General features: G+C 70.9%; 17 protein-coding genes. 7 read left to right on the forward strand and 10 right to left on the reverse strand.

What is annotated here, in order from left to right; all coding sequences use genetic code 11:
- Positions 1–48: 48 nt before the first annotated feature.
- The 4 genes from OHA61_RS12080 to OHA61_RS12095 all read right to left on the reverse strand — a co-directional run bounded on the left by OHA61_RS12080 (position 49) and on the right by OHA61_RS12095 (position 6970).
- Entirely contained in the window at positions 49–3348 is a 3300-nt protein-coding gene (locus OHA61_RS12080) for an SAV_2336 N-terminal domain-related protein (RefSeq protein ID WP_406303082.1), read from the reverse strand.
- Between the two features lie 4 nt (positions 3349–3352).
- The gene (locus OHA61_RS12085) at positions 3353–4366 is read right to left on the reverse strand and encodes a MoxR family ATPase (protein WP_361916445.1); all 1014 of its coding nucleotides are present in this window, start codon (positions 4364–4366) and stop codon (positions 3353–3355) included.
- Between the two features lie 187 nt (positions 4367–4553).
- Entirely contained in the window at positions 4554–6554 is a 2001-nt protein-coding gene (locus OHA61_RS12090) for a trypsin-like peptidase domain-containing protein (RefSeq protein WP_406303083.1), read from the reverse strand.
- Positions 6551–6970 carry a CU044_2847 family protein gene (locus OHA61_RS12095; RefSeq protein WP_406303084.1) on the reverse strand — a complete coding sequence of 140 codons (420 nt, stop codon included), beginning with the start codon at positions 6968–6970 and terminating at the stop codon, positions 6551–6553. Before OHA61_RS12095 ends, OHA61_RS12090 begins: the two co-directional genes overlap by 4 nt.
- 157 nt (positions 6971–7127) lie before the next feature.
- Here OHA61_RS12095 and OHA61_RS12100 point away from each other — a divergent pair, with 157 nt between their 5' ends.
- On the forward strand, positions 7128–7310 hold the full coding sequence (locus OHA61_RS12100; RefSeq protein ID WP_014176503.1) for a DUF6104 family protein: 183 nt from the start codon (positions 7128–7130) through the stop codon (positions 7308–7310).
- Positions 7311–7363: 53 nt separating this feature from the next.
- On the opposite strand, the gene OHA61_RS12105 is transcribed toward OHA61_RS12100, so the two are convergent.
- Entirely contained in the window at positions 7364–7603 is a 240-nt protein-coding gene (locus tag OHA61_RS12105) for a hypothetical protein (RefSeq protein WP_406303085.1), read from the reverse strand.
- 145 nt (positions 7604–7748) lie between these two features.
- Here OHA61_RS12105 and OHA61_RS12110 point away from each other — a divergent pair, with 145 nt between their 5' ends.
- Both OHA61_RS12110 and OHA61_RS12115 read left to right on the forward strand, forming a co-directional pair.
- Positions 7749–8606 carry a DUF4097 family beta strand repeat-containing protein gene (locus OHA61_RS12110; protein ID WP_406303086.1) on the forward strand — a complete coding sequence of 286 codons (858 nt, stop codon included), beginning with the start codon at positions 7749–7751 and terminating at the stop codon, positions 8604–8606.
- A 1-nt stretch (position 8607) separates the two neighbouring features.
- Positions 8608–9558, forward strand: coding sequence for a helix-turn-helix transcriptional regulator (locus OHA61_RS12115; RefSeq protein ID WP_406303087.1), 951 nt, complete (start codon positions 8608–8610; stop codon positions 9556–9558).
- Positions 9559–10081: 523 nt separating this feature from the next.
- Here the strand turns inward: OHA61_RS12115 and OHA61_RS12120 are convergent.
- Together OHA61_RS12120 and OHA61_RS12125 are read right to left on the reverse strand one after the other, a co-directional pair.
- Positions 10082–10645: a Clp protease N-terminal domain-containing protein gene (locus OHA61_RS12120; RefSeq protein ID WP_406303088.1), complete on the reverse strand. Its 564-nt coding sequence runs from the start codon at positions 10643–10645 to the stop codon at positions 10082–10084.
- Entirely contained in the window at positions 10645–10854 is a 210-nt protein-coding gene (locus OHA61_RS12125; protein ID WP_040248424.1) for a helix-turn-helix domain-containing protein, read from the reverse strand. Before OHA61_RS12125 ends, OHA61_RS12120 begins: the two co-directional genes overlap by 1 nt.
- A gap of 71 nt (positions 10855–10925) precedes the next feature.
- On the opposite strand from OHA61_RS12125, the gene OHA61_RS12130 reads away from it, so the two are divergent.
- Entirely contained in the window at positions 10926–11771 is an 846-nt protein-coding gene (locus OHA61_RS12130; RefSeq protein WP_406303089.1) for an MBL fold metallo-hydrolase, read from the forward strand.
- Here the strand turns inward: OHA61_RS12130 and OHA61_RS12135 are convergent.
- The 3 genes from OHA61_RS12135 to OHA61_RS12145 all read right to left on the reverse strand — a co-directional run bounded on the left by OHA61_RS12135 (position 11749) and on the right by OHA61_RS12145 (position 15606).
- The gene (locus tag OHA61_RS12135; protein ID WP_406303090.1) at positions 11749–13161 is read right to left on the reverse strand and encodes a glycoside hydrolase family 5 protein; all 1413 of its coding nucleotides are present in this window, start codon (positions 13159–13161) and stop codon (positions 11749–11751) included. The genes OHA61_RS12130 and OHA61_RS12135 overlap by 23 nt on opposite strands.
- Before the next feature lie 33 nt (positions 13162–13194).
- On the reverse strand, positions 13195–14160 hold the full coding sequence (locus tag OHA61_RS12140; RefSeq protein WP_406303091.1) for a zinc-binding dehydrogenase: 966 nt from the start codon (positions 14158–14160) through the stop codon (positions 13195–13197).
- A gap of 228 nt (positions 14161–14388) precedes the next feature.
- Positions 14389–15606, reverse strand: coding sequence for an NADP-dependent malic enzyme (locus tag OHA61_RS12145; RefSeq protein WP_406303092.1), 1218 nt, complete (start codon positions 15604–15606; stop codon positions 14389–14391).
- 529 nt (positions 15607–16135) lie between these two features.
- Between OHA61_RS12145 and OHA61_RS12150 the strand changes: the two genes are divergently transcribed.
- Genes OHA61_RS12150 through OHA61_RS12160 form a run of 3 tightly spaced genes read left to right on the forward strand, consistent with a single transcriptional unit; the run spans position 16136 to position 18827 of the window.
- A complete protein-coding gene (locus OHA61_RS12150) occupies positions 16136–17086 on the forward strand; it encodes an ABC transporter substrate-binding protein (RefSeq protein WP_406303093.1) in 951 nt (316 codons plus the stop codon).
- Positions 17087–17115: 29 nt separating this feature from the next.
- The gene (locus tag OHA61_RS12155) at positions 17116–18063 is read left to right on the forward strand and encodes an amino acid ABC transporter permease (protein ID WP_406303094.1); all 948 of its coding nucleotides are present in this window, start codon (positions 17116–17118) and stop codon (positions 18061–18063) included.
- Positions 18060–18827: an amino acid ABC transporter ATP-binding protein gene (locus OHA61_RS12160; protein ID WP_406303095.1), complete on the forward strand. Its 768-nt coding sequence runs from the start codon at positions 18060–18062 to the stop codon at positions 18825–18827. Before OHA61_RS12155 ends, OHA61_RS12160 begins: the two co-directional genes overlap by 4 nt.
- Positions 18828–19286: the final 459 nt, after the last annotated feature.

Below are 19286 nucleotides of genomic sequence, written 5' to 3' on the forward strand. Positions count from 1 at the left end.
CCGGGCAGGGCCCTTCGGGCTGTCAGGGGTGTCAGGCGCGCAGGGCTGTCAGGGGCCGGCTTCGAGCCGGTCGACCTCCTGCCGGACGAGGCTCGCGGTCTGCGTGCGCGAGGCGCCCGCGGCCGACAGCAGGGACAGCACCGCCCGGTGTTCCTCCAGGGCCCGCCCGGGGCCCGCCGTCCGTTCGAGGCGGGTCGCCCGCATCCACTGGGCGGCCGTCGCCCGCTCCAGCAGCTCGCCCGTGCCGGGCTGGGCCGCGGCGCGGCGGTAATGGGCGGCGGCGTCCTGGAGCTTGGGGTGCGAGGCGGTGCGCTGTGCGAGCAGGGCCGAGGCGAGGGCGCGGTACCACCAGGCGTACGCGGCCAGTTCGGGATCGCCGGCCGCCCGGGCCGTGGCTCCCAGAGCCCAGTCCGCCTCGTGCAGGTCGGCGACGGTCTCGTCGGCACGGAAGCGTTCGATGTAGGCGTGGCCCAGCAGGGCACGGCGGCGCGGGAGTTCCGGATCGGCCGCCGGTGTCTGCTCGATCGCGCCGCGCAGTGCCCGTACGGCCGCGTGGATGTCGGCCGACGAGTCCTTGTCCACACCGCGCTCGGTCAGCTGTCTGCCGAGCGAGGTCAGGACCACGGCACGGCCCGGGTCGTTCCACGGCAGCAGCGGCACCGCCTCGGTCCAGGCCGCGATCGCCGAGTCGCGGTGCGCCCAGCCTCCCGTCGACGCGTACCGCTGCTCCAGGACGCGGGCCATCCGCAGCAGGATGTCGGCCAGGGCGTCCTCGTCCTTGCCGACGTGCTGGCGCGCCTGGTCCAGGGCCTGGAGGATGCGCAGCCGGTCGTCGTCGTCCGGGGTCTCGTGGGCGAATTCGATGGCGTCGGCGTAGTCCAGCCAGGCGCGGCAGAGCTGTGTCCCGGGGACCGCCTCCCAGTCGAGTCCGTCGATGCCCGCGTGCAGGTCCTCGTCGGCGCGCTCGGCGTAGGCGCGGGAGGCGATCCGGTCCTGCTCGTCGGCGGCCCTGGCGACCGGGCCCTCGCCGCGGTAGTGCCGGGCCAGTTCCAGCAGCAGCCCGCCCTCGACGAGCAGCGCCGAATCGGGGCGCTCGTCGTCCAGCAGCAGTTGTACGACCTCCAGCGCGGTCTGCGTGGTCTCGGTGAACCAGTCCTCGGGCCGGACCGGGCCGCGCAGTCCGTACGGGGCGCCGCTCACGGCGAGCCGCCGCAGCACCCGGATCCTGGCGGCCGCCGCCGCCTCCCTGAGCCCGGGAACGTCGTCGAACCGGGGTCGGCTGTCGGTCAGTTCGGCGAGCCCGGCATCCGCGGTCGACAGCAGGACCGACGCCACCAGGCGCACATCGTCGGCTCCGGCCGCCGCCTGCAGCCGTACCCACTCCGGCATCAGCAAAGTGCTCAGCCGGCCCGACTCCACCTCGTCGGCCATCGCTTCGAGCACCTGCGCCAGCGTCAGATACGCCTGCGGCATGCCGGTGAGCGCGTTCTGGGCGGCGTCCAGGGCCTCGCGCAGGTCCTCGGGCAGCGGCCGCACCAGCCAGCGCCGCAGCAGGGCATCGGCCAGCTCCCCGTAGAGCACGGCCCGTTCGGCGGTGCGCCGTTCGGCCTGGGTGGCCGAGCCGAGCAGCCTGATCGCCTCGTCGAGGTCGCGTACGGTGCCGTACTCGCCGAAGTGCGCGAGGCAGGCGCGGGCCTGCGCCCGCAGACCCGCCGGGCCGTCCTTGGGCAGGCCGCCGGGGGGCGCGGCGGGTTCGGGGACGCCGAGCCGCCGCAGCACCTGCGCCGACACCTGGGCGAAGGCCCACTGGCTGCGGCTGCCGGGGCCGCCGGGCGCTGCCGGGTGCGGGTCCACCGAACCGGCAAGAAAGGCGGCGGCCATGGCCGGGAAGTTGCGCACCGTACGCCCGTAGCGGTTCTCGACGTACTCGGAGCAGTGCTTGAGCACCAACGCCGCGCTGCTCGCACCCAGTTGGCCGAGCAGTTCCTCACGGACCCCGTCCAGGAAGACGTACGCGGGGCCGCCCTCCTGCTCGGCCGGCCCGTCCTCGTCCCGCCGCAGCAGACCGCTGAGCAGCACTTCCGCGAGCACATCGGGGCCGCCGCGGACCAGCATGGCGCGCTGGACGAGCTGCATCACGGGCAGCACCAGCGGGACCGCCGACAGATAGACGGCGAGCTGGGCTGCCGCGGGCGAGGCGGTCCTGCGGAAGGCCCGGACGCGCTGGGCGGGTTCGATGTGCCGGGCCGTTCGGGACCGGATCGCGGCGGGTCCGTGGCGGGCCCGCACCAGCGCCGCGGCGGCGTCGAGCGACTGGCCGGTCGCGCCCGCCACCAGCCTGGTCCAGGCGTCGAACGAGGAGCGTCGCAGGGCGAGTACCGGCACCGGTATGCCCCGGTCGAGGCCCGCCGGTCCGGGCTGCTTCGGGGTGAACTCCAGCCGTCCCGCGGGTCCTTCGCGCCGTCGCAGCAGCCCTGGCCGCGCGGGCAGGTGCGTACGCCCCCACATCCGCTGCGGCAGCGGCTGCACCACCGCGACCGGCGCGGTCGACGCCCAGGTGTACAGCAGCCGCTGCATCCGGCCGCTGCGCCACATGGGGCCGGCGCAGTCACTGAGGACCAGAGTCAGCTGGCGGCCGGTCGGGTCGCCGAGCTGGGCGGGCGCGGGCGCGTGCTCGCGCAGGTGGTGGACGGCGACTTCGCGGAACGCCCCTGCGCGTTCGCAGACCTGCCGCAGTTCCTCGAGTGCCCTGTCCCATACGACGTTCGACGAGGAGACGTCCATGACGAGGGCGAGGCGCGCCTCGCGCCGCCGGGCCGTGCGCAGCACCGGCACCACGAGGCCGGTGTCGGCGGCGCGGTCGGCCGTCGCGACCTCGTCGAGGTCGCGGCGGACCGGGCGCATGGGCGGGCGGTAGCGCTGCAGGGGCCGCAGCGCGCGCTGGAGTGCCGCGGCGTCGGGCAGCGCGGCGGCGGCCGGCACGGGCACCCTGCGCATGCCGGCGGGCGGTACGCCTGCTGGTGCGCCCTCCGTCTGCGCCGGGCCGTACAGGTCGATGCGGGGGCCCGGCGGCGGACCCGCCCGCAACGGGGAAGGTGCGGGCGGCTGCGCCGCCTCCACCGGCGGACGGTCCTCCGGACGTGTCCCGGGCTGCCCGTCGGGTATCGCGCCGCCCGGCGGCCTGGACGGGGCGGGCGGCACATGCCGGGACAGCCACAGCGCGTCCGCCAACTCCTCGGCCGTCGGCTTCAGTTCCGCCTCACGCAGCCGGGCGACCAGCGCGGTCAGCGCCGCCGGAGGCACAACGGCAGGCGGAACGGGCGCGGGAGGCGGAGCGGCCGCGTTCATTCCGTCACCGCTGCCGGGTGTCGAGGGGACGGATCAGCAGCTCGGCGATCTCCTCACGCCGCCCCGATTCCGCCCGTACCGCCTGCTGCGTGAGGTAGATGGCGTTGAGCAGCTGGTCGGTGGGGCGCAGCTCACCGTCGCCGTCCTCCCGGGTGAACTGCCCGATCAGATCGAGATTCCGCTCATCCGCCCCGGCACCGAAGTGGGCCTGCACCATGGCCGCGAGCCGCTCGTCGCGCGGCGGGTCGAGGTGCAGATGGATGCAGCGGCGCAACAGGGGTGCGGGGAAGTCGCGCTCGCCATTGCTGGTCATCACGACGAAGGGGAAGGCGTGACAGCGCACTCTGCCGTCCCTGACGGGCACCCGGCGGCCGTCGTCGGTGAGCACCCGTACCTCGTCGTGCCCCGGCCGGTCGGCCATCCGCTCCAGCTCCGGAAGGGCGAACTCCCCTTCCTCCACCACATTCAGCAGGTCGTTGGGCAGATCGATGTCGCTCTTGTCGAGCTCGTCGATGAGCAGCACCCGGGGCCGCTCGGCGGGCAGCAGCGCGGTGCCCAGCGGCCCGAGCCTGATGTACCGGCCGATGTCGTCGGATCCCCGCTCCCCGCCGCGCCCGGCGAGCTGGGCGTCCTGGAGCCTGCCTATGGCGTCGTAGGTGTACAGGCCGTCCTTCAGCTCGGTGCGGCTGACGATGGGCCACTGGAGGACCCGGCCGAGCCCGAGTTCGTACGCGACCGAGTGCGCGAGCGTGGACTTGCCGGAGCCGGGCTCGCCGGTGACAAGCAGCGGACGCCTCAAGTACAGGGCGGCGTTGATGAGTTCGAGTGCTTCGGCGTCCTGGGCGGGCGGGGCTCCCACGCGCGCGCCGAGCCGCCGCGTCGACGAACTGTCGATGGGCGGCGCCGCGTCGGGCAGCGGCACCCCGGAGAAGGCACGCCAGGGGGGCGGCGGTGGCAGGTGGCGGATCCGGCCGGGATCCGGTGCGCCGACGCCTCGGTAGATCAGCCAGTCGTCCATCGCTCGCTCCTCATAGGCGGCCGGTGGGACCCGTGGCGGACCACGGGGGGTATGTACCCACCCCCCGGACTTCTGATACTGCAATTTCCGGGGGACGACCCCCGGACCCCCGGCAGGAAATGCAGGTCAGCCACGCCGCCCGGCGAGGACACTGCGCGGCGACCCGGTGGCGCCCCGGCGCGGCTCCTCATGGCGAGTCCACAGGGCCGGAGTCGTCGGCAGGCAGAGGGCGGCTCGGGTCGTCGTAGAGCATGGCCACCCCTTCCGCCCAGTGCCTGCTGTTCCTCGAACCGCTGATGTCGTCCCTGATACGGCGAAGCCGGTCGGGAAGCTCAATCGCCCCCGCGCTCTGGGCGAGCAGCTGGGCCGCGCCCTGCTGCATCTCCTCGCAGAACTCCGTACAACTGAGGTCCGGATGGCCGTCCGTGTGCCACAGGGCGATGCCGTGCCCGGCCTGCAGCGCCATCCCGATGGCCCGCCGACCGACGCCGCTGCCTGCGGGGCGGCACAGGACGGGCACCGTGGAGGCCGGCATCTCCTCGAAGTGCCGCGGGCGCGGGACCTGCCGCTGCGGCGGCGTACGGGCTGCCGTGAGCACTTCGGCGGTCAGCGTCCCCTCCCAGCGGCGCTGCCAGACGGCGTCCGGTTTCCCTCGTCTCGCGAGATCGCGCAGCACCACCATCCGCCGTACTCCCACATACGCCGGATGGTGCAGCCGGGCCATCTCGGTGAGCTGCCAGCGGTGCACGGCGGTGTCGAAATGATCGACGGGCAGGGCGACTTCGAGGGGAGCCGGGGCACCGGGCGAGTCCACGGAGGCGAAGACCTCCTCCAGCGGGCCGCGCAGCCGCTGCACGATCTGCTCTGGCGGGACGCCGTCGCCGGTCTGCTCCTCGTGCAGCGGCTCGTTCACGTCCTGGCCGTCGTCGACACGGATCCGCCAGTAGAAGCGGGCGGGGCGGGCGTCGCAGACCGGCTCCAGCTCGACGATGACGACGGCGGCCCCGTCGCCGGGCCGCGGATAGCGGACGACGATCCGGTCGTGCCCGTCGGCCGTGCGCTGATGGACGAGTCCGGGCGGCAGCGTCGCCTGGGTGACCACGGTGTGCACGATGCGGGGCACGTCCTGCAGCCGCCGGGCCACCCAGTCGGCGAGCGCGACGGGGTCGCCGCCGCGGCTGCGCTCGTACTCGACGACCAGTTGGAGGTAGTGCAGCGCGGCGATGGCGGCGACGGGCTGCCCCGCCTCGTACAGCAGGCCGTGTCCGTCGCGCCAGATGCGCGGCAGCAGCTGGCCGGGCGGCGCGGCGACTCCGCCGCGGGCCTTCTTGGCGAGTTCGACGACGGGACGGATGGCGGCCGGCGGGTGCACGGCCGAGAGCAGGGACAGCGCATCGCGCCGGTCGCGGGGGCTCCACTGGTCCCCGCTGGTGTGAACACCGGCACCCGGGAGCTGGTGCTGGCGCTCGATCCAGTTGTGGCCGGTGACCTTCGGGGACTGGCCGTGCCAGCGGTCGTGCGCGGCCATGAGGGTCTGGTACGCGGGGCCGAAGCGGCGCAGTGCGGTGGCGGCGATGGCCATGCCGCCGTCCCGGCCACTGCGCCGGGACTTGAGGATGCCGACGACGGCGCCGGTGTGGGCGTCGAGCACCGGTGATCCGGAACCGCCCTTGGGGAACTCGGCCTCCGGCCGAAATCGCATCCCGTAGTCGTCGTCGAAACCGTTGATCCTGGCACCGGCCTTCCAGCGCACGGCCCGCCGGACCTGGCGCACGGGGTCGTCCTCGGGCCGGTAGCCCTGCACGATCCCGCGGCCGCCCGGGTAGTCGGTGCGGTCGGTGAGCCAGACGCACTCGTGCTCGACGCCCTCGTCGACGAGGCGTACGAGGGCGAGGTCCTGCTCCACGGGCACACGCTGCTCGGCGCGCGGTTCACCGTCGAGCAGCCAGGAGGCGAGCCGGGCATCCAGCGGCTCGCCGTCGTTCACCTCGCTGCCGCAGAGGCGGAAGGTCCTGGCCGGGTCGCCCTTGAGGTGGGGGGCGAGTACGTGGGCGCAGGTCAGGACCCAGCCGGGGGCGACGAAGAAGCCGCTGCCCCACATGGGGGAGTCGTCCTGCCGGTGCGAGAAGTGGACGGTGGCCGCGCGGGTCAGGGCGTCTATGACGGAGTCGGAATCGGGGTCGCTCATGCCGGGTCTGCGGGGGCCTGAACCGAGGGCCGGCCGGTCTGCCGGCCGGGCGGCGGGTCGCTCGGCTGGTTGGGCGGCTGGTCGGTCGGCTGGTCCTTGAGCTGCCAGGTGAGGGTGACCTGGACGGACGCCTTGGCCTCCCCCGCCGCCAGTACGGCGAGGGCGACGCCGGACTTGGCGGTGAGCTCGACGCCGAAGGTGACGCTCGCCTCGTCCGGCCTGGCGGCTGCCGCGGCATCGAGAACGGAGGCGCCGACCTGGGTGATCAGCTGCTGGAGCTGCTGGACCTTGGCGGTGGCGTTCTCGACGAAGCCGACGTCCTCGTCGTCCTCGCCGTATCCGCCGCCGGGAGTGGACAGCCGGGCGAGCACGACGGCTCCCCCGGGAAGTTCGATCTGCTGGACGCGTCCGGTCACGGTTCCCCCCGTCGTTGCACGGCCAACTCATCCCAGTGTCACTGCACTTGGATGCTGTGCGAATGGCGACGACGTTACTGGCCCGGGCGGTTGCAGGGGAGAGAGGGAAGTCGCCGTAATCTGAGGAGGTAGACCCCGTCCGTACCAGGAGCATGTCTTGTACTTCACCGATCGCGGCATCGAGGAGCTGGAGAAGCGGCGCGGCGAGGAGGAGATCACTTTCGAGTGGCTCGCCGAGCAGCTGCGCACGTTCGTCGACCTCAACCCGGACTTCGAGGTCCCGGTGGAACGGCTGGCCACGTGGCTGGCGCGGCTGGACGACGAGGACGAGGACGAGTAGGGGGCTTCCGCAGCCGTGGGACCCCCGGCTCCGGGACGGCGCGGCACCGGGCCCTACCCCGGATGCCCCCGCACCCGGTCGTACACCGGCCCCAGCGCCCCGTGCACGATCAGCACCGCCCCCGCCACCGCCCAGCCTCCGCTCCGCCGCCGTACCCCCCGCGCCACCATCGGCACTCCCGCCGTCGGCTGCGCCGCGCTCAGCAGCCGGGCGGCCGGGCCGCGCAGCCACGGTCCGAGCGGACCCTCCTCGACGGCATCGAACTCCGCTCGTACCGCATAGCGCCAGCTCATACGCTAGGCCCATTTGCCCCCGTACAACCGTTATGCGCTCCCCCGCACGCCCGCCGCCACGCTTGACATCCCCTATTCGCGATATATCGTATCTACGAAGAGACGCGATATGTTGCGTCAAGCCCGCCCCAGGGAGGTCAGCACCATGGCAGAGTCGACGTGGGAAGTCGCCGAGCCGAAGAAGCTCACCTTCGACGACCCCGTGACGGCACTCAACGTGCGCATAGTCAACGGAACGGTCAACGTCGTGGGCACGGACGAAGGTTCCGCCCGCCTCGAGGTCTCCGAGATCGAGGGCCCCCCGTTGATCGTGACCCAGCAGGGCTCCACGCTGACCGTGGCGTACGAGGACCTGCCCTGGAAGGGCTTCCTCAAGTGGCTCGACCGCAAGGGCTGGCACCGCAGCGCGGTCGTCTCCCTCGCCGTGCCGACCGGTTCGGCGGTCGAGGTCGGCGTGGTCGGGGCGGCAGCATTCGTATCCGGTATCCAGGGCACGACGGCAGTGCGCGGCGTCAGCGGCGACACCACGCTCGTCGGCCTCTCCGGCGCGGTCCGCGCCGACACCGTCTCCGGGAATCTGGAGGCCCAGTCCGTCACCGGCGATCTGCGCTACAACTCGGTGTCCGGCGATCTGACCGTGATCGAGGGCGCCGGAACCTCCGTACGGGCCGAATCGGTCAGCGGCGACATGGTCATCGACCTCGACCCCGGGGGCAGGCCCACCGACATCCGGCTGACCACCGTCTCCGGCGAGGTCGCGATCCGGCTCCCGCACCCCGCGGACGCGCGCGTCGAGGCGAACACCGCGAGCGGAGCGGTCTCCAACGCCTTCGAGGACCTGCGGGTCAGCGGCCAGTGGGGCGCGAAGAAGATCACCGGGAGACTGGGCGCGGGCACGGGGACGCTCAAGGCGACGACCGTGTCCGGCTCGATCGCCCTGCTGCGCCGGCCGTCCGCACAGGACGAACCGCACGACGCAGCCCCCACCGGAAAGGTGCTCTGACATGCCGCCCGTCTTCGCTCATGGCCGTCTGCGCCTGTATCTGCTGAAGCTCCTCGACGAGGCCCCTCGCCACGGCTACGAGGTGATCCGGCTGCTGGAGGAGCGCTTCCAGGGCCTGTACGCGCCTTCGGCGGGAACGGTGTACCCGCGCCTGGCCAAGCTGGAGGCCGAAGGCCTGGTCACCCATGCCACCGAGGGCGGACGCAAGGTCTACTCGATCACCGAGGCGGGCCGGGAGGAACTGGCCGGGCGCAGCGGCGAGTTGGCCGACCTCGAACTGGAGATCCGCGAGTCGGTCTCCGAGCTGGCCGCGGAGATCCGCGACGACGTGCGCGGCGCGGCGGGCAAGCTGCGCAGCGAGATGCGCGCGGCGGCGTCGGAGACACGCACGACGTCCGGCGGGGCGGAGACGGACTGGGGCGACAAGGAGTCGTGGCGCGCGGCGAAGGAAGAGCTGCGCAAGGCGAAGCAGGAGTGGAAGGAGCAGGCGCGGCGGGCGAAGGACGAGTCGCGCCGGGCCCGCGAGGACGCGCAGCAGGCGCGCCGCCAGGCGAAGGAGGCGCAGGAGACGGCCCGCCGGGAGATGCAGCGCATCGCCAAGCAGGTCCAGGACCAGGTGCAGGACCACTTCGCACGGGGCGACTGGCCGACGGGTGTACGGGAGGGCCTGTCGGAGCTGAGCACGCAGCTGGGCGGCCTGGCGCGGGGCACGGCGTGGCCCCCCTACGTCAAGCCGGACCCGGCGGAAGAGCCCCCGGAATGGGCGAAGGCCCCGGCCGACTCGGACAACCCGGCCCGGGACCTGGACCGCTTGCTGGACCGCTTCCGCGACGACATCCGCGACGCGGCAAGGGACCACGGAGTCACGGCCACCCAACTGGCGGAGACCCGCCGCCACTTGTCCACGGCGGCGGCCCACATCGGCGCACTGCTGCGCAAGCCGGAGGCGTAGCCGCGGGCGCGGGGATCCAGAGTGCCGGGCCGCGGGATGCGGGGTGCGGGTCAGGGGTGCGGGTCCGGGCCGCGGTCCGGGCCGCGGGATGCGGGATGCGGGGCGCGGGTCAGGGGTGCGGGTCCGGGGCGCAGTTCCTCGCCGGGCCGCGGGGTCCGGGGCCGCGGCGGGCATCTGGGCGTGGGTTCCGGGGCGCGCCCTGGCCCGGGTTGCGGGCCACGAACGCGATGCCGCAGCGGCGCGAAGCTGCCGCCGGGGGTGTGGGGGCGTCAGCCCCCACGTCAACCTCTCCCCCCGGGGGCCTGGGGGCGAAGCCCCCAGTTTCGGGAAGGGGCGGGGTGGGGGAAACAACCCCGCCCGCCACCCCGAACGCCCGCACCCCAACCGGCCCCCACCTGCGGCCTGCCGGCTCCGGCGCGAAGCTGCCGCCCCGGCGCCTGTGGGCGAAGCCCCCACCGCTCCGCGAAGCCCCCACCGCTCCCGTCAGGGTTTCGGGAAGGGGCGGGGTGGGGAACAAACCCCCTCACCCCGCCCGCGCCGCCCCACCCCCAAACAGCACTCGCTCCACCGCCTCATACGTCGCCCCATGCTCCGCCAGCACATCCGCCACCACCCCCGGCCGCGCCGTCAGCGCCAGCAGCAGATGCTCGCCCCCGATGCACCGGTCACCCCGGCCCGCCGCGATGCGCAGCGACTTCACCAGCGTGTCCTTCGCCGACGGGCTGAAGGCCCGGTGCCCCGACCATCGTCGCTTCGACGTGGGGCCCGCCTGCAGCGCCCCCGCCCCGTGCGTCTGCTCGACCTTCGAGACGATCTCGGCCACATCGATGCCGAGCCCGGCGAGGGCCTCCTCGTCCGCCTTGGACAGGCCCCCGCGGCGCCTCGCATCCGCGAGCGCGTTCTCCAACGAGCCGCGCCGGTCCGTGATCCCCAGGGACTCGAAGGCGAACGACGTCCGGGTTCCCTCCTGGTCGAGCATGGCCAGGAGCAGATGCTCCTCGGTGGTGGAGTCCGCGTATGCGCGCTCCGAGTGTTCTACCGAGCCCTTGACGACTTCACGGGCGTCCTTGGTGAAGCGCTCGAACATCACTGCCTCCCGTACTTCTTGTGTACGGCCTGCCGGCTGACGCCCAGCTCGGCCGCGATCTCCTGCCACGACCAGCCCTGGTTGCGGGCACTGCGTACCTGTACGGCTTCAAGCTGCTCAAGGAGCCGCCGCAGCGCGGCGACGGCTCGCAGCCCGATCCGCGGGTCACGGTCACCCGCCCGCTCGGCGAGATCGGTTGCTTCGGTCATGCTTGTCAACCTACATTGACAGTTGTCCACAGTCAACCCCGGTTGACAATCTCCCGCCGTACCGTGGTCCCGTGATCGATTTCCGTACGTCCGCACCCGTGACCGGCAGCCTCGATGTCCAGTGGCACGCTGGCTGGCCCTCTCCGAAGCACGACCCGGCTCCCGAGATACAGGTGCACGCCTACTCCGAACACACCGTGATCCTTCGGCAGAACAAGTCCGTGCACTTCGAAGCCCCGTTCCTCTTCCTGCTGTTCGGGAACGAACGGGCGCTGCTGCTGGACACCGGCGCGACCCCGGACCCCGCGTACTTCCCCCTGCGCGCCACCGTCGACGCGCTGATCGAGCAGTGGCTGGCCCGCCATCCCCGCTCGGGGTACGGGCTGGTGGTCGCCCACACGCACGGCCACAGCGACCACATCGCGGGCGACCCCCAGTTCGCGGACCGGCCGCACACCGAAGTCGTCGGGCCGTCGCTCGGCGAGGTGCGGGAGTTCTTCGGGCTGACGGACTGGCCGGACGGCCGTGCCGAGCTGGACCTCGGCGGGCGGGTGCTCGACCTGGTGCCCGGGCCCGGGCACCAGGAAGCCGCCGTCGTCTTCCACGACCGGCACACCGGGCTGCTGCTGACCGGCGACTCGCTCTACCCGGGCCGGCTGTATGTCCAGGACACGGAGGTGTTCGCCGCCACCGTCGACCGGCTGCTCGCCTTCTGCGAGACCACCCCGGTCACCCATGTCCTGGGCTGCCACATAGAGATGACGAGAACCCCGGACGAGGACTACCCCCGTGGCACCACCCATCAGCCGGACGAGCCTGCGCTCCAGCTGACGACCGCGCATCTGCGACGGCTGCGCGACGCGCTCGCCGAACGCAGGACCCACAGCGGGGACTTCATCGTGGTGTACCGGGACTGACGGTGACCGTGATCCGCGCACCGGGCAACGCCCGCACCCGGACCGTGCACGCCCGGCCCGCCGGCACCGTCGGGGTGTCCGTCCACGCCGGGCCGTCCAGGGCGATACGCCGGCCGGACGCGCTCGGCGGCAGCGAGATCTCCGTCGCGCCCCGCCACCCGTGCGCCCGGTACACCAGGCGGTACGTCCCGGACCCCGGGTCGTACGTATCGGCCACGACCCGCCCCGCGACGACCGCCGCGTACGGCGCCGCGGTCTGCTCCTTGTTCGTACGGAACAGGCCGCGCTCGTCGACGGCGCAGTAGCCGCCGCCGTAGCACCAGACATAGCCCGCCCAGCCGGAGCTGTAGCGGTTCAGGGATGCCAGCGCCTCACGGTAGAAACGGCCCATGTTCGGAAGGGAGTTGTTGAGGGGACCCCACTCACCCACAACGACCGGGATCCGCTGCTCCTTCGGGTAGGCGGTCACGGCCGCCTCGTACGACTCGATCCAGCCCGCCGAGGGGTCGTAGTCCGCGCCCGCCTCCATCGCGGTGTTGTAGAAGTGCGGTGCGTAGACGACCTTGGGGTCCTTGATCCTGCCGAGGCCGGTCGGGAGGCCCTCGCCCACGATCGGGGTCGGTTCGACGAAGACCCAGTTGCCGTCGTCGGCCGAACGGACGGCGTCGGCAAGGCGGTTGTACATCGGCGTGAGCTGATCGCGCTCGATGCGGCGGGCCGCGGCGGGGAGGTCCTCGCCCGCGCGCAGCTCACCCATCGGCTCGTTGATCAGGTCGTAGCCGAGAACGGCCGGGTGGTGCTCGAAGCGGTCGGCGATGACCCGCCACATCCGTGCCTGGGCACGGCGCAGGTCCTCGTCCTCGTAGAGGTGGGTGAAGGCGCGCTGCACGGCCGGTTCGAAGTACTCCGAGAACCAGTCGTCCGGATGCCGGGTGAAAGGCAGACCGTCGGTCCGGGTTGCCCATTCCGGAATTCCGCGATGCCCGAAGGCCGGGCCGAACACGTCCTGGTGGGAATCGATCAGCACCTGGATGTCGTATGTCTCCGCCCAGTCCAGAATCCGCTCGATCTTGCGGAGGTACGCGGCGCTGTACTGGCCTCGCCGGGGCTCCAGGTCGTCCCAGAAGACCAGCAGACGGGCGAAGTTGAAGCCCTGGGCGCGCATGTCGCGGAAGTGCTTCTCGGTGATGGCGGACAGCGCCCGGTCACCGCGGTTCGTCTTGTCCTCGACGTTCCAGCCGCGCAGGGTGAGCGTCCGGCTGCGGTCGTCGGTCAGACGGGGAATGGCGTCCGGATCCGAGGGGCCGGCGGCGGAGGCCGGAGCCAACGCCGCCAGAACCAGAAGGAGACAGCAGCCGATCAGTACCGGGATCGTTCGGCGCGTAGGCATGGGACGGATCCCATCAGCGCACCTGACGGTCCATCAAGAGGGCGTCAGCACGATCTTTCCGAAGAGGTCGCCCGCGGCCATCTTCTCGAAGCCCTCCCGGGCTCGGTCCAGCGGCAGGACCTCGTCGATCACGGGACGTACGCCCGTTGCCCCGCAGAAGGAGAGCAGATCCTCCAGCTCGTCCTTGGTTCCCATCGTGGAGCCGACGACCTTGAGTTCCAGGAAGAAGATCCGGGTCAGTTCGGCGTGCGAGGGGCTGTCGCCGCTGGTGGCGCCGGAGATCACCAGCGTGCCGCCGGGCCGCAGCGACTTGACCGAGTGCGACCAGGTCGCGGCGCCGACGGTCTCGATGACGGCGTCCACGCGCCGCGGCAGCCGTGCGCCGGGCTCGTAAGCCTCCTCCGCGCCGAGCTCGACGGCCCGCTTGCGCTTGGCCTCGTCGCGGCTGGTCGCGTACACCCGCAGCCCGGCGGCCTTGCCGAGGACGATCGCGGCGGTGGCGACGCCGCCGCCCGCGCCCTGGACGAGGACCGAGTCACCGGGACGCACCCCGGCGTTGGTGAAGAGCATGCGGTACGCGGTGAGCCAGGCGGTCGGCAGGCAGGCGGCCTGTTCGAAGCTGAGCTCCTTGGGCTTGGGCAGCAGGTTCCAGGTGGGGACGGAGACCTGTTCCGCGAAGGTGCCTTGGTAACGCTCGGTGAGAATGGAGCGCGGCTCGTCGGGCCCGACGCCGTGGCCGCTCTGGCCGATGACGGAGTGGAGGACCACCTCGTTGCCGTTCTCGTCGATGCCCGCCGCGTCGCAGCCGAGGATCATCGGGAGCTTGTCCTCGGCAAGGCCCACTCCCCGCAGCGACCAGAGGTCGTGGTGGTTGAGCGAGGCGGCCTTGACGGTGACGGTGCTCCAGCCGGGCCGGGTCTCGGGGGCCGGGCGATCACCCAGCTCCAGGCCGTTGAGCGGGGCGTCACGGTCGATGCGGGCTGCGTAGGCGGCGAACATGACCATGACGATAGGACGGCGGCCGGACGCGACGGAACCACGCAGAGGTGTGACACGCACCGCGTCCCGCGCGCAGGCGGCGGGTGATCCACCTGTTCGGCGCAAACTCGCACAGAATTTTCCGGCTATGCGCCCGTACGGGCCGTGCCGCACCCCCTCAGGAGTGCCGCACGGCCCGTACGGGCGCATCCGGCGGCGCGCTGTCGCGCCCCGCACCCACTGCCCGGGTCAGCGCCTCGCGACGCCCTCCGCGCGCGCAGCCGCCGCCACCGCCGCGGTGACCGCCGGGGCCACCCGCTCGTCGAAGGGGGACGGGATCACGTAGTCGGCCGCCAGGGCGTCGCCCACCACGTCCGCCAGCGCGTTCGCCGCGGCGATCTTCATACCCTCGGTGATCCGGGAGGCCCGGACCTGGAGCGCGCCCGCGAAGATCCCGGGGAAGGCCAGGACGTTGTTGATCTGGTTCGGGTAGTCGCTGCGGCCCGTGGCCACCACGGCCGCGTACTTGTGCGCGACATCGGGGTGGACCTCGGGGTTCGGGTTGGCCATCGCGAAGACGAAGGCACCCGACGCCATCGACGCGACCGCCTCCTCCGGGACCGTACCGCCGGAGACGCCGATGAAGACGTCCGCCCCGGCCAGCGCGGTCTCCAGGGAGCCCGAGAGACCGGCCTTGTTCGTGATCTCCGCGAGCTCGCGCTTCACGGACGTCAGATCGTCGCGGTCCTGGCTCACGATGCCCTTGCGGTCGGCCACGGCCACGTCGCCGATGCCCGCCTCCAGCAGGAACTTCGCGATGGCCACACCCGCGGCGCCGGCGCCGGAGATGACCGCGCGCAGGTCACCCAGACCGCGTCCGGTCAGCTTCGCGGCGTTGCGCAGCGCGGCGAGGGTCACCACGGCAGTGCCGTGCTGGTCGTCGTGGAAGACCGGAATGTCGACCCGCTCCTGCAGCCTGCGCTCGATCTCGAAGCAGCGCGGCGCCGAGATGTCCTCGAGGTTCACTCCGCCGAACGAGGGCGCGAGCCGGACCACGGTCTCGATGATCTCGTCCGTGTCGGTCGTGGCGAGCGCGATCGGCACCGCGTCGACCCCGCCGAACTGCTTGAAGAGGATGGCTTTCCCCTCCATCACCGGAAGCGACGCCTCCGGCCCGATGTCGCCGAGACCGAGCACCGCTGTGCCGTCCGTCACAACTGCGACGACCTGCGACTTCCAGGTGTAGTCGTGGACGAGCTCCGGCTGCTCGGCAATCGCGCTGCACACCTTGGCGACCCCGGGTGTGTACGCGAGGGACAGGTCGTCCTTGTCTCGCACCGGCACCGTGGCCTGGATGGCCATCTTGCCGCCGCGGTGCAGCGCGAAGGCCGGATCGAAGGGCTCCTCGGGAGCACCCTCCGCACCGTCTTCGCTGTCGCTGCGAGGATTGACGATCTCCGCTGCCATTTTGTTGACCCCTTAAGTCTTCATCAGTTGAGGGTGGCCACTCCTGGTTGAGGAGGGGTGGGCGGGCACCGCGTAAGTGCCCCGCCTCGGCGGTTGGCCCGCCCGGCGGGGGAGGTACGTACGCGCGGGCGCGCCGCACACGCGCCCTGAGCCCCGGATGAGGGGTGTAAGCGTCCTTCTTACCGGACCGACGGCCCCGGCGACGAGTCGATATCAGCTTGCTGACAGGACTCATTGCCCCATGTCAGGACACGTCAGCTGCGCACTCGGAAACCGGTGCGAAGCACCGGTCGGGCCGCAGATTTTCCGGCCGGAAGAAGGTATCTCAGTGAAAGGTCCGGCCTTGATGTACCGGCCTCGTGAGCTTCGGGGGTGTCCCGTTACCCGATTTTGACATGCGCGGCCCCCTGGTTGGGCTAGTCCGAATGGCAAGATGCCGAAAACACTCAAGGTCGCGACACTCGAAGATGAGTGGAACGACTCAATATGTCCTAAATGGCAGCACCTCATCCGCCGGAGGATCACGACCATGACCGCAAGCAACACCTGTCGTACGACCGCAACCAGGGCCCGGATCGCCGCGGTCGGCGCGATCGCGGTCGCCGGGTCACTGATGCTCACCGCCTGTGGTGACCAGACCGACTCCGCATCGACGAAGGAAAGCGGCGCCACCAAGTCCGAAGCCCCACTCTTCGGCAAGCTGCCCGCGAAGTACCAGAAGTCCGGCGTCATCAAGGTCGGCACGGACGCCGCGTACGCCCCTATGGAGTTCACCGAGGGCGGGAAGATCGTCGGCATCGACCCCGACATCGCCGAGGCCCTGGGCAAGCAGCTCGGAGTGAAGTTCCAGTTCACCTCCGGCACCTTCGACGGTCTCATCACGTCGGTCTACACGGGCCGCCAGGACCTCGTCATGTCCGCGATGAGCGACACGAAGGCCCGCCAGGAGGGCCTGGACGACAAGGGCAAGAAGATCGGTAAGGGCATCGACTTCGTCGACTACTTCACCTCCGGCGTCTCGCTGCTGGTGAAGAAGGGCAACCCGGAGGGCATCAAGTCCCTCGCCGACCTGTGCGGCAAGACCGTGGCCGTGCAGCGCGGCACGATCTACGAGACCACCTTCAAGGACCAGGCCAAGAAGTGCGGTGACAAGAAGCTCACCATCGAGGCCTTCGACACCGACGCCGAGGCGCAGACCCGCGTGAAGGCCGGCGGCGCGGTCGCCGACCTGAACGACTACCCCGTGGCCGCGTACATCGCCAAAACCAGCGGCGGCGGCAAGGACTTCGACGTCGCTGGCGGCCAGACCGACGCGGGCCCGTTCGGCATCGGCGTGGACAAGAGCAACACGCAGCTCCGCGACGCCCTCAAGGAAGCGCTGGACGCCATCATCAAGGACGGCTCCTACGCCAAGGTTCTGGAGAAGTGGGACGTCACCAACAGTGCCGTGGACAAGGCCACCATCAACGCCGGCTCCTGAATCTCGCGCTCCACTGAAGGGCAGTCACTGTGACTGACAAGATCAACAAGGGACCGGGCGACACTCCGCCGTCCGGTCCCGGGGCCTCGAATGTCCCCTTCGAGGCCATCAAAGCCATCCCGGTACGGCACTACGGGCGCTGGATCAGCGGCGTGGTCGTAGTCGGCCTCCTGGGCTGGCTGATTTACGCCTTCTCCCAGGGCGACGTCATCTGGGGCACCGTGTCGGACAATCTGTTCGACCCCGAGGTCCTTAAGGGCTTGTGGAACACCATCAAGATCAGCGTGCTCTCGATGGCCCTCGGCCTGGTGCTGGGCGTCCTGTTCGCGGTCATGCGGCTGTCGAAGAACCCGGTGACGGGCAGCGTGGCCTGGCTGTACATCTGGTTCTTCCGCGGCACGCCGGTCTTTGTACAGCTGCTGCTGTGGTTCAATCTCTCGCTGATCTTCCCGATCCTGAATCTGGGGTTCTACAAGAACGAGACGGTCGACGTCATGACCCCGTTCATGGTCGCCCTGCTGGGGCTGGGCCTGAACGAGGGCGCCTACATGGCGGAGATCGTCCGCGCCGGCATCCAGTCGGTGGACGAGGGCCAGACCGAGGCCTCGCACGCACTGGGCATGACGAGCACCCAGACCATGCGCCGGGTGGTGCTGCCGCAGGCCATGCGGGTGATCATCCCGCCCACCGGCAACGAGTTCATCAACTTGCTCAAGACCTCGTCGCTGGTGTCCGCCGTGCAGTACCTGGACCTGTTGCGCGCCACGTCCAACATCGGCACCGCCTCCGGGGCCATCATGGAGATGTACTTCGTCGCCTCCATCTGGTATCTGGCTCTGACCAGCGTGTTCAGCGTCGGCCAGTACTACCTGGAGCGCCGCTACGCCCGAGGATCGCTGCGCAGCCTGCCGCCCACCCCGTTCCAGCGCCTGCGTGCCAACCTCAACCTGTTCCGCCGTACGGAGGTGGCCCGATGACCGTTCAGCCCATGGTCAAGGCCGAGGGCGTCCACAAGTCCTTCGGTCTCGCGCACATCCTCAAGGGCATCGACCTCGAGGTCGCCCCTCGTGAGGTGTTCTGCCTGGTCGGCCCGTCCGGTTCCGGCAAGTCGACGTTCCTGCGGTGCATCAACCACCTGGAGAAGATCAACGCCGGCCGGCTTTCGGTCGACGGCCGGCTGGTGGGCTACCAGCAGAAGGGCGACAAGCTCTACGAGCTCAAGGACAGTGAGGTCGCGACGCAGCGCCGGGACATCGGCATGGTCTTCCAGCGCTTCAACCTGTTCCCGCACATGACCGCCCTCCAGAACGTCATGGAAGCGCCGATTCAGGTCAAGGGCGAGTCGAAGGCTGTGGCCCGTGAGCGGGCCGAGCGTGTTCTGGACCGGGTGGGCCTCGGCGACAAGGGCAAGCACTACCCGTCCCAGCTCTCCGGCGGCCAGCAGCAGCGCGTCGCCATCGCCCGTGCGCTGGCAATGGAGCCGAAGCTGATGCTCTTCGACGAGCCCACCTCGGCGCTCGACCCGGAGCTGGTGGGCGAGGTGCTTGACGTGATGCGGGGCCTCGCCGAGGAAGGCATGACGATGATCGTCGTCACGCACGAGATGGGCTTCGCGCGTGAGGTCGGCGATGCGCTGGTGTTCATGGACGACGGCGTCGTGGTCGAGTCCGGCCACCCCCGCGAGGTCCTGAGCAACCCGCAGCACGACCGCACCAAGGCATTTCTCTCCAAGGTGCTTTAGATCAGTCCTGCGCGTCGCTGCGTTCGTTCCGCACCTGCTGCACGAGGGCTGGACCTCATGGTGATTCACCATGAGGTCCAGCCCTTTTCGAGTCAGCAATACAAGTTTGCCCCGCCGGACAGAATCCGGACGGGGCAAATTTGGTTTAATCGTCCTGATTGGCCGGCAATTACCTGCCCGACGTCCAGGCAGTGATCGGCGCCGTCGCGTTCGACGCCTTACCCTTTGCCCCGCTTCGGCTCTCCACGTGGAATACGAGGATCCCATTCTCCGCAACGTCGTACTTACACGTGGTCGGAGGGTTATTGGCACCATTCGCGTCGTGGCATTCACCGGACTTGCCGTCCGACGACCCCCATACGACAACGGACCGCAGTCCATCAGCCCACATGTCCTGAACTGTGATCGTGTCGCCGGTCGAATAGAAGCAGCCTACGCCCGCCCTCTCGAACGGCATGC

The sequence above is a fragment of the Streptomyces sp. NBC_00885 genome (assembly GCF_045207475.1).
Lineage (GTDB): Bacteria > Actinomycetota > Actinomycetes > Streptomycetales > Streptomycetaceae > Streptomyces.

Bases quoted from the DNA above. Each gene is read 5' to 3' on its own strand.
- OHA61_RS12125 (WP_040248424.1), bottom strand. From the start codon at position 10,854: ATGACCGAAGCAACCGATCTCGCCGAGCGGGCGGGTGACCGTGACCCG.
- OHA61_RS12120 (WP_406303088.1), bottom strand. From the start codon at position 10,645: ATGTTCGAGCGCTTCACCAAGGACGCCCGTGAAGTCGTCAAGGGCTCG.
- OHA61_RS12150 (WP_406303093.1), top strand. From the start codon at position 16,136: ATGACCGCAAGCAACACCTGTCGTACGACCGCAACCAGGGCCCGGATC.
- OHA61_RS12135 (WP_406303090.1), bottom strand. From the start codon at position 13,161: ATGCCTACGCGCCGAACGATCCCGGTACTGATCGGCTGCTGTCTCCTT.
- OHA61_RS12105 (WP_406303085.1), bottom strand. From the start codon at position 7,603: ATGAGCTGGCGCTATGCGGTACGAGCGGAGTTCGATGCCGTCGAGGAG.
- OHA61_RS12140 (WP_406303091.1), bottom strand. From the start codon at position 14,160: ATGTTCGCCGCCTACGCAGCCCGCATCGACCGTGACGCCCCGCTCAAC.
- OHA61_RS12145 (WP_406303092.1), bottom strand. From the start codon at position 15,606: ATGGCAGCGGAGATCGTCAATCCTCGCAGCGACAGCGAAGACGGTGCG.
- OHA61_RS12080 (WP_406303082.1), bottom strand. From the start codon at position 3,348: ATGAACGCGGCCGCTCCGCCTCCCGCGCCCGTTCCGCCTGCCGTTGTG.
- OHA61_RS12115 (WP_406303087.1), top strand. From the start codon at position 8,608: ATGCCGCCCGTCTTCGCTCATGGCCGTCTGCGCCTGTATCTGCTGAAG.
- OHA61_RS12090 (WP_406303083.1), bottom strand. From the start codon at position 6,554: ATGAGCGACCCCGATTCCGACTCCGTCATAGACGCCCTGACCCGCGCG.
- OHA61_RS12085 (WP_361916445.1), bottom strand. From the start codon at position 4,366: ATGGACGACTGGCTGATCTACCGAGGCGTCGGCGCACCGGATCCCGGC.
- OHA61_RS12160 (WP_406303095.1), top strand. From the start codon at position 18,060: ATGACCGTTCAGCCCATGGTCAAGGCCGAGGGCGTCCACAAGTCCTTC.
- OHA61_RS12110 (WP_406303086.1), top strand. From the start codon at position 7,749: ATGGCAGAGTCGACGTGGGAAGTCGCCGAGCCGAAGAAGCTCACCTTC.